Source organism: Streptococcus halichoeri, from assembly GCF_009870755.1.
Lineage (GTDB): Bacteria > Bacillota > Bacilli > Lactobacillales > Streptococcaceae > Streptococcus > Streptococcus halichoeri.
Genome location: NZ_WLZU01000006.1, coordinates 45916 through 58533, shown reverse-complemented (window position 1 = coordinate 58533; position 12618 = coordinate 45916). Strand labels below are relative to the sequence as shown.

Here is a 12618-nt window from a genome sequence, read left to right as displayed (position 1 = left end):
CGCTAGCTAATCCAAAAGCTAGTTCAAGCCAACATGCAAGCCGGTCTCAGCTAATAATAGCTGGCAGGCTCAGCGATTTTCCTTACCCAAACTCCCATCTAAAAGTGCTAGAAAGATAGTGACAATCAGCAGGTCGGCCGTTCCGCCTAGACTGAGGTTTTGGCTGATAAACGCTGCATCAAGTGTCTGTAAGTAGGCGATGCCTTGAGGTGTTTTGGCTCCTCCTAGGTCAAAAAAGGTCTGGACCTGAGTCTGTAGGGTCTCAACCACAGCGAGATTGCCTGCTCGCTTGATGAGATTAGAATCCTGTATCTGAGTGGACACAGTCATCAGCGTATCTAGGAGGCGCTGATTAATGGTGCCTTGCCTTTGTTTGAGATACGGCAGGGCCAGCTCAAAGACTTGGGGAAAGCCTTTTTCGGCTTCGCCTCTGACTCCCTTGAATCCATAGTCTAAAAATTGCTGTTCACCTGCTGTTAGACTAGGTTTACTGGCTAGCTTGGCAAAGTCAGTCTGGGTAATGCCTTTAGTCATTGCACGAATGATTTCTGAACAAGACAGGTCAGTGAAACACTGGTAGATGCTCGCTATATACACAAGCCCTAGTGAAAAAATGGCTCCCTTATGGGTATTAACACCTGCTGTCGCTGCAAACATTTGCCGCTCAGCCTTAATTCCTTCTCCTCGAGCAGCGGCAAATAAGGCTGGCAGCGAGCCGGTCCAGTTAATCGTTAGGTCAAAAAGTGCGGCAAAATAGGGAGCTAGACTGGTCGCGCTATCAATAAAAGTAAAGACATCCATATCTGGGTGGCTGCCTTGACTAGCCGGATCAACTAGGCCCGGTTTGGGCAAGACCGAGACCTCATAGAGCAGGGCTTTGATAGCTGTTCCCACCATTCTTTGTTTTTCTTGCTGAAAAAAGGTTGCAACAGCATCTGAAAGCTGGGTAATGATCTCTTGTGTGTCATGATTTTGACTGCGTGAGCACACTTTAGCTGGCTTGCAACACACAAAACAACTCCTTGGGGGCGCACCTAGGGCTATGCGGGAAAGCTGCTGAGCATCTGGCTGCAAAACATCGGCATCAAAGAGCCGTCCGAGTGAGAAATTTTCCTCAAAATAGATGGTCTTTTGCTTACATGCCTTAGCTGAGCATTCCAAGCATAAAAAAGCTTCTGGTCCGGTGCTACGCTCGGCAAAAACAAGCTGGTGACTCGGTTGTAAGTCTGCCGTTAATGCCATAAGTCCCTGGTAAAAAATATAACGCAAAAGCTGGCTATTTTTTATTGACCCAGGTATGTTTAATTTAAGCGCCACAAGGCTTTGTGGCTGGTGTTTAGCAAGCAGTTGCGTTTGGATCGCAACGCGCCATTCTCGGTTTAATAGAATGTCATCTAGGCTAACTGCTTTGCCGCCTTCAAATAATTTTATCATGAGTTAATCGTTGACTTCTAAAATAGTATCCATTAAAGTGCCATCACGGTATTCAATGAGGGCAACGACCCGATCGGTAAAGCTCAAAGCTTGTGGGGTACCCGTTTGTTGCTCGGCCATTTGTTGTAAGGCTTCAATGGTATAAACGGGAATACCTGGAATGTTGCTTAGGACTTCTTGCAAGTCCCGGCGTTTTGGATTAATTGCGATTCCGACTTCGGTGACTACCACATCGATAGAATCACCAGGAGTAACGACAGTGGTCACCCGAGGCACAATTGTTGCGATCCGGCCGCGGACCAACGGGGCTGAGATAATGGTCAACTGCGCTGTTGCGGCATCTTGGTGCCCACCGATGGCGCCACGGATAACGCCGTCTGAACCGGTCATGACATTGACGTTAAAGTCCGTGTCAATTTCTAAAGCTGACAAGATGACAATATCTAGTTTGTCAACCATGGCACCTTTATTAGCTGGATCAGCATACCAAGACGCATCAATTTCTTGCTGGTTTGGGTTAGTGTGCATGGATTGGGCCGCGCCTTTATCAAAATCTTGCACATCCATGAGCTTATCAACCAGGCCTTCTTCTAGCAAATCAACCATTGGTTTGGTAATACCTCCTAAGCCAAAGGAAGCTGTAATCTTTTGATCAAGCATGGCCTTACGAAGAAAACGTGAAACTGCTAGCGCGGCACCACCGCTCCCTGTTTGAAAGGAAAAGCCTTGTTTAAAGTAGGGAGAATGCGTAATCACTTCGTTGACTGTTTTAGCAATTTTTAATTCCTTAGGATCAGTGGTAAAGCGCGTAGCACCTGAGCCGATTTTATCAGGATCACCTACCGCATCAACCTTTACAATATAATCCACCTGCGTTTGCGTAATCGAGGCGGGGGTATTAGGATAGGGTTTTAATTCGTCTGTGACAAGCACCACGGTTTGCGCATACTGGGCATCCATAAGAGCATAGCCTAAGGAGCCAAAGGCTGTCGCACCAAACATACCATTGGCATTGCCCATTTCATCAGCGTTAGGAACGCCTAAGAAAGCCACATCAATAGCAATCTCACCCGTTTCAATGGCGCGAGCACGACCACCATGGGACCTAAAGATTACCGGATTAGCTAAAGCTCCATGGGAAATAGCATCGCCTAGGGTACCTCGCATGCCAGAAGAAGTGATATTAGTGACTACGCCTTTTTCAATAGCTTCAACCACAATAGCATTCATAACATTGGTCAAAGAAGAAGGCGCAATAGCGATATTTTTATATCCCATATCTATAACCAGCCGCATCACCTGATTAAAGACAAAGTCACCTTCGCGAAAATGATGGTGAAAAGAAAGGGTCATGCCATCTTTCACTGTTTTTGCGATGACTTCTTTTAAGCTAGCTACCACTTTGGAGCGGCCGCTAGTAGCTGTGACTCTAGGAGCAACCCGCTGGGTCACGGTGCCTTCATAGTCGACAGTAGTAAATGGTTTTCTGTTTAATGGTGCTAATAAATGATCTGGTATCTCACGATTGACATTATTTTTCACGGTCATTGCCCTCCTCATCTAACAGATTTGCTGCTTTGGCTAAGCGCAGCACGTGTTGCGCTTGTAAGACTACGGGTCGATCAACCATCTGACCGTTTAGTGCAATCACGCCAGAGCCCTTCAAACGCGCTTCTTCGATAGCTAGCATGACATTTTGAGCCTTGATAATGTCTTGTTCACTTGGTTGGTAGACACTGTTAACCCATTCAATCTGCCTGGGATTAATAATGGATTTGCCATCAAAACCAAGTTGGCGTATCAAGGCGGTTTCCCGCAAAAAGCCTTCTTTATCATTCATATCAGTAAAAACGGTATCAAAGGCAGATATTTTAGCAGCACGAGCAGCATGCAAGACCATGTTCCGGGCAAAGAGAAGCTCTTGTCCATCAGGGTAACGATGGGTCTTCATATCAGTGGTATAATCCATCCCAGAAAGGGCCACTCCCATCATCCGCTCAGGACAAGCAAAGGCAATCTCTCGCGCATTGAGCACACCAAGTGCTGACTCAATCGCTGCCATCACTTGGGTTTGGCCCTCTTTAATGCCAAAGGTTTTTTCTGCTGCTTCTACCTCAGCAACGAGTTCGGTCATCATCTGAGCGGACTCGACCTTGGGCAAGCGAATGACCTCAATCCCTGCTTTGACCATCGCCTTGACATCGTCCTTCCAATAAGGCGTATCAAGTCCATTAATCCTAACGACGAGCTCGGCACTTCCATAATCACGAAAAGTCAGCATTTGATAAACCAAATCACGCGCAGCATCCTTTTCAGCTATAGATACAGCGTCTTCTAAATCAAACATAATGGAGTCTGCCCCATAAATACCAGCATCTTTTAGCATAGCTGGATTGTTACCTGGCACAAACATCATCGTACGTCTTAAGCGTTCACTTGCCACCATTTTTTATAACACCTCCCACTTGGGTTCATCCAACTCTAGTGCTCTTTGAAGAGCAGTTATGGTGCGTGCTTTAATAACCAGATCCAAAGCTCCCTTATCAACAATGCTTACCTTTGCATTTTCAATCGCATAAGCAGCAAGGACATCTTTTACCGTTGCGATAATCGCATTGCCAAATTGCTTTTTAACATCGGATTCAAGCTCAATAGTGATTCCGTGACTTGCTTTGGTAATCATGATTTGGACATCAGATGATTCCAGAGTCCCAGCTAGGGCTGTTTTACGTATGTTCATTTTTTTCCTTCCTTCATTTTGTGATGTAGTTCTAAGAGATGCTCTTCAATAAAAGCGTAGCTTGTTGGTGGTACCAACTGATCTAAATGCGTCAAGTCCTGCGCAGCAATCTTTTTTCTAACCTCTGTTGCTGAAATCACGTCATGCTTGGTTTTCTTTCGCTCTAAGATGACCACTTCTACCTCTGGTGCAAGCTCTTTTTGAAGCATCTGATTATAGAGTGCTGTCGTCTGTGAGAAGGGTTCTTGCCCCAAATACCGCCTTGTAATCGCAAAATAGGGAACCAACCAGCGTTTAAACAACCGCGCATCAAGCTGGGTTTGATAGCTTGTAATCAGACTGTCGTCTTGAATAAAATAAGCAGGAAAGGTGGTATAGCTGACCAGATAGTCTGACGTTGGTAAAATAATCACATTCTTTAAATGGCTTAGGCCAGCCTTGACCAAATGCATCCTTTCTGACGTTGTAAACAAGGACTTGTCTTCACTAAGGACAAAGACATAGACCCAGTCATTTTCCTGAGCAGCTTTTTCCACTAAATAGCGGTGCCCCAGCGTAAATGGGTTAGCATTCATAACAATAGCCGCATTGCTTAGCTGCGGGTCGCCCACTGGAAAATCATGCAGGTAATCGTTAATGTCAGGATGCCCTTTTTCCAAAATCGCACCAAAATCTGAATGCGCTAATTCCTTAAATCCCACATGCTGAAAGCTTTGCCGATAAGCTTCCTTAGTAAAAACAAAGTAATGCGTATGACCGGCTTTAATCAAGTCTTGCTCCAGTCGACTAATAATGCTATTAAAATAGCTCGCGCACCGGCCATCTTTTTGGCTACTGGCAACATATTTGATGACATTGCTAGCCAAGGAGCCCGTTGCGACCAGCTCGTCTGCTTCATAAATACCAATCGTTTGTGTAAGGCCTGCTAGTTCGCCTTTAGCAAAGTTTTCAATCCCTCGCTCCCGCAAAAAACTTTGCCACTCTTGCTTGGTTTTGGGATTTTTTAAAAAAATATCTTGAATTTTTGCCATTTTCAAAGCCTCCTTTACTGTTATAAAAATACTTAGAAATGCTATAATAGATTTAACACCCTTTGGAGGACAAGATGGAAAACAAGACCGAATTATTGACTAAAATTGCTCAAGACTACTATATTTCTGGTCTATCAATTGGTCAAATTGTGGATAAATATCATTTAAGTCGCTACCTCGTAAACAAATACTTAGAAGAAGCCAAGCAAGAGAAAATTGTGACCATTACAATCCACACACCCCTTGAGCGGCAGCGCGACCTCGAAAAGAAAATTCATGACTTATTTGACATTGATAATATTTATATCATCAAGGATTCCCAAGACACATGTGATCAAGAATCACACGTCATCACCTTTGCTGCGAGTGAAATTTTTAGGCACATTCAAGCAAGCCGCATCGTAGGGACTGTTTGGGGCGAAACCATTTCAGAAATCATTGAGCAGTTCCCACAGGTCATGCTAGAAGACTGCACCTTCACCCAATTCATCGGTGAAAATAAGAAATACAAGTCAAAGGCAGGCACCATGCGGATGGTCCAAAAAATAGCCGATAAATTTTCTGCCAATTACCTAACCCTATCTGGCCCCTTATATATTGCTGAGCCTAACACGCGCAAAGGCATGCTAGAAGAATTCTCATCACAGCCAACCTTAGCAGCAGCAAAGCAAATGGACTTGATCTTCTGTGGCTTGGGCACCTTAGCCTCTTTAAAATCCATTCCCATCTGGCGTGACCATCTAAAAACCTTATTTCCCAAAATCAACACCGGTGATATTGCGGGTATGGCCTATGGTCGCCCCTACGATATTCATGGCAATTTTCTTAATCAAGACAGTGACTGTACTTTTGGAATTGATCTAGCGACTATCTTCAAGGTTCCTAAAAGAATCTGTGTCGTTCGCAGTAAGTTTAAAAGCCAAGCCACCATTGGAGCGCTGCGCGGCCGGCTCTTTACCGACCTAATCCTGACCGAATCTGTAGCCAGACGCCTACTAGACGACCTCAAATAGCAAGCGCAGCAACAAGCAAGCCTAGTCAGATAACAATACGACCTCTCAACCTTTTGGCTCCAATTTTTCAAGCTAAAAAGTATCACAACTAATCAAACACACCGCTTAAAGCCTTTCTCGAAAAGGCTTTTTTGGCGTCCTTTGATGCAACAATACTACACACCTAGCACCAGATTTTAAAGGCTTATCTCGTTAGCAACCCCAGTAAGAAAATGGCTACGGTAACTGTCATCGCACCGCCTAGCCGAACTGCCACTTGGGCAAAGGGCATTAATTCCATCCGGTCACCGGCCGATAAGATCGCAAGCGCACCAGTCCCTCCCTGACCACTACAGCAAGATACGGCAATGGCAGTGTCAACTGGATAAAGGCCCAGTAATTTAGAAGCAATAAAAGCAGTCAAGACAATGGCAACCACTGTTACCACAATCGTTGCAAGGGCAGCCGGACTTTTGAAGACCTGGATTAATTCCTTCCAGTCAGTCTTAGCTACCCCAACGCCAAAGAGCAAAGGCGGTGTGATTCCTTTGACTGTAAAACGATTTAAGGAAGCTCCGCCATTTTCTATTTCCTTAGGAATATAGCCCAGCATTTTAGCAGCCATAAGCACGATCAACAAAATAATCGGCGCAGGCAGGTGGAAACCCAGGCTTTCTTTTAAAGCGGATTCCAACCAAACCGCAATGAAGTAAATAGCAACTGCTAAAACACCTGCTGTCAAGGTTTTTTCGATACTGACTGCTTTAGTTCCTGATTTTAAATTATCCAACTTATCGTCATCATTATCAAGCAGCTTGCCATTGCCCGTAAGCTCCGGTCTGATTTCCCCTAACTTTCTTAATAAACCTGCTAATAATACGGCAACCAAGCTTCCCAGCATCACACAAGGCAAAATTTGCCCAAAAATATGATTTTGGCTAACCCCTGATAAAAGAGCTGCATAACCAATCGATAAAGGCATTGCCCCTTCGCCAACTCCACCAGCCATAATCGGAGCGACAATAAAGAAATAGGTCTTATAGGCGGACATGCCAAAGAGCATGCCTGCGCCTGTCCCAATAAGTGAACCCATCAGATCACATAAGATTAAAATGACTATAATCCTTGAGGTGGCTTTTACAAGTGTTCTTCGATTCATCGAAGCAATACTGCCAACAACCAATAAGGTGATGAAGAACATCAAAAAATTATTATGTTCCATAAATGCTGATACGACTTTGACAGTCGAGTGAGGCAGAAGGTTTTTATAAACCAAGTAAGCCGGTAAAAAAGTGACCACTAAAACTTTACCACCCAAAGATTTGAGAATAGGAATGTGGGCTCCTACTTCTTCTAAAACATAAGCAAAGACTGTCATAATCCCCAATGCAATCAGCATATCATTTTCAGGAACAATATCTAAAACGGTAATCCCTACGTAGCCTATTAGTAAAATAAGATAAACAAATAAAGGGATAAAACCGATTTTAACCTCTTTTAACTGTGACCAAAACGACTTGTTAGCAACATTACTCTCCATACTAATGTACCTCTCTTATGACTCACTTCTAATGGTTTACAAATGCTTTAACAGCCTTAACCACTACCGGTACGACTCTCTCATCAAACACATCGGTAATAATTTTTTCTGGTGTTGGCTTACTGGTTAAGGCACTGAGGGCCTGGGCTACAGCGACTTGCAGCTCTAAACTAATATCCTTTAGTTGAGTCGCTAAGACGCCTTTAAACAACCCGGGAAAAGCTAAAACATTATTCACTTGATTGGGATACTGGGAAGAACCCGTCGCAACAACCTTTGCTCCACCTGCATGAGCAAGCTGTGGTAAAATCTCTGGAATCGGATTAGCTAGTGCAAAGACAATACTATCTTTAGCCATTTTAGCGACTTGCTGTTGGCTAAGGACTTCCTTGTCTGACAAACCAATGAAAACATCCTGGCCTTCGATGACCTCATCAAGGGTTTGCCCCTTGGACTGAGTAACTTTGGCCGCTAAGGCCTTTTGATAAGGATTATAATCAGGACTGGTGGTTTCAACTTTCCCATAGCGATCCATTAGACTAATCTGCTGAATGCCATAATGATAAAGCAACTTAGCCGTAGCCAAACCAGAAGCCCCCACCCCATGGACAAGCACTTTTAAGTCTTTAAGGGGCTTGTTCACCACCTTAGCAGCATTAATCAAGGCTGCTAAAACCACAATGGCGGTGCCGGTTTGATCATCATGATAAACCGGAATAGCCAAACTAGCTTTGAGCTTTTCTTCTAATTCAAAGCACCGCGGCGCGGCAATATCCTCTAGATGAATCCCAGCAAACGATTTGGCAATATTTTTAATCGTGGCAACCATTTCATCCACAGGCACCTGCTCAATGGCAATAGGCAGGCCATCCACCCCAGAGAAATTCTTATAAATCAAGGCCTTGCCTTCGACAATGGGTAAACCACCTGCCGGACCGATATTGCCTAAGCCTAAGACCGCTGAGCCATCTGTAATCAAGGCCACTAATTTGCCGCTCATCGTGAATTTATTCTTAGCAGATGCATCCGCCTCGATCCGCCTGGCTAACTCAGCAACTCCTGGCGTATAGGCTTGCGCTAAATCATCCTTTGAGGTAATAGCAATGTCCGCTTTAATATCCAAAACCCCAGTATGATGTTGATGAAGCTCTAACACTTTATTAAAATCAACCATAAATAAAGCCCTTTCATTTTTTTATTTTTAAATAAAGTGTACGCCTTGATTTAAAAATAGTCAATATTTATTTTCTTTTTTTAAAAATAAATATTTATTTTTTAAACTATTTAAAATCTTGGTAAAAGTCAAAAACCACTAAGCAGCCCCTTTCACCAGGCCCGAGCCTCCACCCAGTAGCCAGAAAGTTTTGGTGCTCAGCTATTTTGCCCACAAAAAAACCTCAAAAGAGATAAACTAACTTCTCTTTTGAGATTTCGGTGTTTGTGGGGGGGCTCTGTGGCGGTGACAGGCCCCGTCAGAGGCACGAACTTCATGCAGCTCTAGAAATTTTTAGTATCAGGATCTGGGATAGCAGACATGCCTGGTAAGTTGCGAATCGTTTGGGCGTCTTCTTTTGATAGTTCAATATCCAAAAAGTCCAGATTTTCTTTGATCCGCTCTTCATGGACAGATTTAGGAAGCGGAAGAAAACCTTCATAGGCAGACCAAGCAAGGGCTACTTGGGCAATGGTCTTATGATATTTTTGAGCCAATTCTTGCATCGTTGGATTGTTAAAAATCTCCCCTTGTCCTAATGGACTCCAGGCTTCAAGGACAATGTCATGTGCGCGACAGTAATCGATTACTTCCGTTTGATAACAACCTGGCGCTAAGCGAATTTGATTGACTGCTGGTTTGATCTGCGCCGTTTTAGCCAAGGCTTCTAAATGATGCACTAAGAAGTTACTGACACCAATAGTGCGCACCAGCCCTTGAGCAACAGCCTCTTCCATATAACGCCAAGCTTGGGCATTGGCCTCTTGCCAATGATCGCGGACAGCTACAGGATTAGGCCAATGAATCAGGTAAAGGTCAACATAGTCAAGTCCTAACCGCTTAAGCGAATCATGTAAGGCTTGCTTGGCCCCTTCATAACTATGCGCATCGTTCCATAGCTTGGTGGTTATAAATAACTCTTCACGAGCAATCCCGCTATCTTTGATCGCCCGACCGACACTTTCTTCATTTTTATAAACAGCAGCAGTATCAATATGCCGATAGCCTAATTTTAAGGCTGCCAGAGTTGATTGATAAGCTTCCTCGCCATCAGCTGCTTGGTAGGTACCAAAGCCAAGTGCAGGAATGGTCAAATTATTGTTCATTGTAATCGTCTTTATCATATGACGTCCTCCTTACATGTCCCCATTTTACCATACCAGGTGCAAATGATTAATTAATTGGTTTTCTTTTTACCACTAGACTTTTGTATGTTGGGTTTATCTCCTTTGTCATAGAAAAAAGGCCATCATTCTGTACTTGCCGGCAGCAAATCAGCTGAGCGGCCTTTTAGAATCAATTTATCTATAACATAATCAATCACTTCAAGATTACTTGGTAGACCAGAATGGTCGGCCTGATCACCTGTTACGGTCACTTGTGTGTAGTGTTTAACGGCCTTTTGAAAAATATATTTGCCCGCTTGCACACTTTGGATGGGCACAATTTTATCAGCCTCATACGTATTAGTACCTGCAATATTATAGACAACCAGGTCAGAAGGCAACTTACTATTTTGCGCAATAAGATCTTTTAGGAGTTGTGTCTGATTAGCAGGATTGGTTTCCTCAAAATTATAAGGGGTACCCATAGTTACCAAATGATTCATCTTGAAATGATTAGCCGTATCATATTCTTCAAGGAAAATGGTCCAGTTTAAGCCGCCATTAGAATGGCCAATGGCATCAAAGGTCTGGAATTGGTATTGCTGTTGCAACGCATCCATGGCCGTATTGAGCCAATAGGCTTGCTTTTTGATATTTTGATAGCCATCTTGGTTGTTTTCAAAGGCAATCACAATTAAGGGCTTGCGTTCATTATGATTGATATGCCCTTCATAGGTAATGTTATTATTCTTAGAGACGGTTAATTTTAAAACATTGTGCTTGGGACCAAGTCTATTAATATCATCAATCATGTCATTAAAGCGTTCCTTGGTCGCACTTGAGCCTGGAACAAAGATCAGGGGGACCATATTGGAACTGGCTAATTTTTTCTTATGATGCGTTGTTGTCTGCACATAGGCTAGACCAATGCTGCCTATGGCCCAAAGCAAAACAAGAAGCAAGCCAATGATGAACCCGTGCTTTACTTTAGCCATGACCGCCTCCTTCCTTTGCTATTAACCGATTAAGATAAGGCCAATAAATGCCAGCAGATAAGACCAAGATGAGCAAGGTTACAAGACCATAGCGCCAATCTCCATTACTTGCTAAAAAACCAAAAAAGATATTCGGCGTACCACTAGGAATCGTGTACACAGCAGGATCCAACCAGTGCCAATGCAACATTAAGGCTCCTATCCCTTCAGAAACCACGATAGTCCCTAACATAGGCAAGATTAGCTGCAAATCAAAAAGCAAGGGCACAGCCAGATAAAGTGGTAAGACTTGATCAAATAGCGTGGGGATCAAGCATAGCAGTGCTATCTTCTTAAAGTGGGGCAGTTGATACCGATGGGCCAGCAGATAAAGCAGACCAACCAAGGCTAAAGTATTGCCAACTCCGCCAATCATTGCAAAGCTATCACGCACCGTATAGAGGGTCTGTAAGTGAATCCCGCTAGCATGACCACTCAAAGCCATCGTTAAATTATCCGCGCTGACTTGCAAATTTGTCGTTGGTTGTTGGAGACTCAGCGGCAACGAAAAACCAAAAATAGGGAGCAAACCAGTAAGCACCGACCAAAATAAAACACCACTAAAATGCGTGGGCCCATTCCCCAACCAATCCATACTAAGTGTCTGTAGCCAAAAATCAAGGCTATAGTTAGAGTGCTTAGAAACCGTCTCTGCCATCAGGTAAGCCAAAAATAGGAAAATAAGTACCAAAAAAGCACGCCTTTGCACATTGATCTGATGAAAGGCAACAAAAGCCAAACTCATCCCAACCGCAAAAACAATCAACAAAAGCCAAAAAGGTTGGCTCAGATGATGAGTCATGAGATGATCACTTTGAAAGAAAAGGATCCACGTCAGTAAAAAAGCTAGAAAGACCGCCCTTTGGTTGGCCTTTCCCCAGAATGTCAGCATTTGGTTCACCAGCTGCGCTACAAAGATACTTGCCATAAAAAAGAGCGTCATCCTAGAGAGTTGAAATAATTGTTGCGAGGTCCAAAGAAACCAGTGCTGAGTAAAAAGAGCACCCCCAATCGTTTGTCCCACAAAAGAGCTATCACTCATAACAAGGTGACGTAGGATTTGTAGATAGGCATAAACCAATGAAAAAGGGAGCAACTCCTTAAGACTATGTTTAACCATTTGAGGCAACTGCCTCATGAAATGCAATTGATGAGTGATCATGAATTCTCCCTTTATTTCTATCCTTAACCTTATGACTAAGTCTATCACAAACTCAAGCAGAAACAGAAATAAAAAGAGCTCATAATTTGAATTTCTTAAGCCCAAACCAAAACTGCTATGATTTGTTAAGTATTTGAAAATCCGTTAGGTCTTGTTTAGTGTCCAGACGCAAAATAAAAGAGTCCAAAACTCGAGGATTTGAAGTGCTCTTAGGCAGTACAACTACAAGCACTTATCAAAAATAGCAAACACCTAAATCATAGCTCTCTTACAGCAAAGGTTTTGTCTGCAGACTGATCCCTGGAGTAGGCTCAAGTATATGAAGCAAAAATTTCTCTATTTTGGGTTGATTTCTACTAAAAAACG

The 12618-nt window shown here is 43.4% G+C and carries 11 protein-coding genes; 1 reads left to right on the top strand and 10 read right to left on the bottom strand.

Annotated elements, in window-relative coordinates; all coding sequences use genetic code 11:
* Positions 1 to 69 precede the first annotated feature (69 nt).
* From citG to citC, 5 genes are read right to left on the bottom strand one after another with little or no spacing between them, the layout of a single operon-like run.
* Entirely contained in the window at positions 70 to 1434 is a 1365-nt protein-coding gene (gene citG / locus GWD08_RS02850; RefSeq protein ID WP_159564120.1) for a triphosphoribosyl-dephospho-CoA synthase CitG, read from the bottom strand.
* A gap of 3 nt (positions 1435 to 1437) precedes the next feature.
* Positions 1438 to 2976: a citrate lyase subunit alpha gene (gene citF / locus GWD08_RS02845; protein ID WP_159564139.1), complete on the bottom strand. Its 1539-nt coding sequence runs from the start codon at positions 2974 to 2976 to the stop codon at positions 1438 to 1440.
* A complete protein-coding gene (gene citE, locus GWD08_RS02840; protein WP_159542886.1) occupies positions 2966 to 3880 on the bottom strand; it encodes a citrate (pro-3S)-lyase subunit beta in 915 nt (304 codons plus the stop codon). Before citE ends, citF begins: the two co-directional genes overlap by 11 nt.
* 3 nt (positions 3881 to 3883) lie before the next feature.
* Positions 3884 to 4174, bottom strand: a complete 291-nt coding sequence (gene citD / locus GWD08_RS02835; protein WP_159542889.1) for a citrate lyase acyl carrier protein — start codon at positions 4172 to 4174, stop codon at positions 3884 to 3886.
* Entirely contained in the window at positions 4171 to 5205 is a 1035-nt protein-coding gene (gene citC / locus GWD08_RS02830) for a [citrate (pro-3S)-lyase] ligase (RefSeq protein ID WP_159564119.1), read from the bottom strand. The genes citD and citC overlap by 4 nt, the downstream gene beginning before the upstream one ends.
* A 74-nt stretch (positions 5206 to 5279) precedes the next feature.
* On the opposite strand from citC, the gene GWD08_RS02825 reads away from it, so the two are divergent.
* Positions 5280 to 6218, top strand: a complete 939-nt coding sequence (locus GWD08_RS02825) for a sugar-binding transcriptional regulator (RefSeq protein ID WP_159547759.1) — start codon at positions 5280 to 5282, stop codon at positions 6216 to 6218.
* A gap of 184 nt (positions 6219 to 6402) precedes the next feature.
* On the opposite strand, the gene GWD08_RS02820 is transcribed toward GWD08_RS02825, so the two are convergent.
* The 5 genes from GWD08_RS02820 to GWD08_RS02800 form a co-directional block, all read right to left on the bottom strand.
* Positions 6403 to 7737 (bottom strand): 2-hydroxycarboxylate transporter family protein, encoded by a 1335-nt coding sequence (locus GWD08_RS02820; protein ID WP_159542898.1) that lies wholly within the window; start codon positions 7735 to 7737, stop codon positions 6403 to 6405.
* A 28-nt stretch (positions 7738 to 7765) separates the two neighbouring features.
* Positions 7766 to 8911 (bottom strand): NAD(P)-dependent malic enzyme, encoded by a 1146-nt coding sequence (locus GWD08_RS02815; protein WP_159564118.1) that lies wholly within the window; start codon positions 8909 to 8911, stop codon positions 7766 to 7768.
* 323 nt (positions 8912 to 9234) lie between these two features.
* Positions 9235 to 10074 carry an aldo/keto reductase gene (locus GWD08_RS02810; protein WP_159542904.1) on the bottom strand — a complete coding sequence of 280 codons (840 nt, stop codon included), beginning with the start codon at positions 10072 to 10074 and terminating at the stop codon, positions 9235 to 9237.
* A 125-nt stretch (positions 10075 to 10199) separates the two neighbouring features.
* Positions 10200 to 11051: an alpha/beta hydrolase gene (locus GWD08_RS02805; protein ID WP_159564117.1), complete on the bottom strand. Its 852-nt coding sequence runs from the start codon at positions 11049 to 11051 to the stop codon at positions 10200 to 10202.
* Positions 11044 to 12210 carry a PTS sugar transporter subunit IIC gene (locus tag GWD08_RS02800; RefSeq protein WP_159564116.1) on the bottom strand — a complete coding sequence of 389 codons (1167 nt, stop codon included), beginning with the start codon at positions 12208 to 12210 and terminating at the stop codon, positions 11044 to 11046. Before GWD08_RS02800 ends, GWD08_RS02805 begins: the two co-directional genes overlap by 8 nt.
* Positions 12211 to 12618 lie beyond the last annotated feature (408 nt).

What these genes read in the sequence shown, in the direction of transcription:
- citG (WP_159564120.1), bottom strand. Translation starts at nt 1,434, where the DNA reads ATGATAAAATTATTTGAAGGCGGCAAAGCAGTTAGCCTAGATGACATT.
- citE (WP_159542886.1), bottom strand. Translation starts at nt 3,880, where the DNA reads ATGGTGGCAAGTGAACGCTTAAGACGTACGATGATGTTTGTGCCAGGT.
- citD (WP_159542889.1), bottom strand. Translation starts at nt 4,174, where the DNA reads ATGAACATACGTAAAACAGCCCTAGCTGGGACTCTGGAATCATCTGAT.
- citC (WP_159564119.1), bottom strand. Translation starts at nt 5,205, where the DNA reads ATGGCAAAAATTCAAGATATTTTTTTAAAAAATCCCAAAACCAAGCAA.
- GWD08_RS02825 (WP_159547759.1), top strand. Translation starts at nt 5,280, where the DNA reads ATGGAAAACAAGACCGAATTATTGACTAAAATTGCTCAAGACTACTAT.
- GWD08_RS02820 (WP_159542898.1), bottom strand. Translation starts at nt 7,737, where the DNA reads ATGGAGAGTAATGTTGCTAACAAGTCGTTTTGGTCACAGTTAAAAGAG.
- GWD08_RS02815 (WP_159564118.1), bottom strand. Translation starts at nt 8,911, where the DNA reads ATGGTTGATTTTAATAAAGTGTTAGAGCTTCATCAACATCATACTGGG.
- GWD08_RS02810 (WP_159542904.1), bottom strand. Translation starts at nt 10,074, where the DNA reads ATGATAAAGACGATTACAATGAACAATAATTTGACCATTCCTGCACTT.
- GWD08_RS02805 (WP_159564117.1), bottom strand. Translation starts at nt 11,051, where the DNA reads ATGGCTAAAGTAAAGCACGGGTTCATCATTGGCTTGCTTCTTGTTTTG.
- GWD08_RS02800 (WP_159564116.1), bottom strand. Translation starts at nt 12,210, where the DNA reads ATGGTTAAACATAGTCTTAAGGAGTTGCTCCCTTTTTCATTGGTTTAT.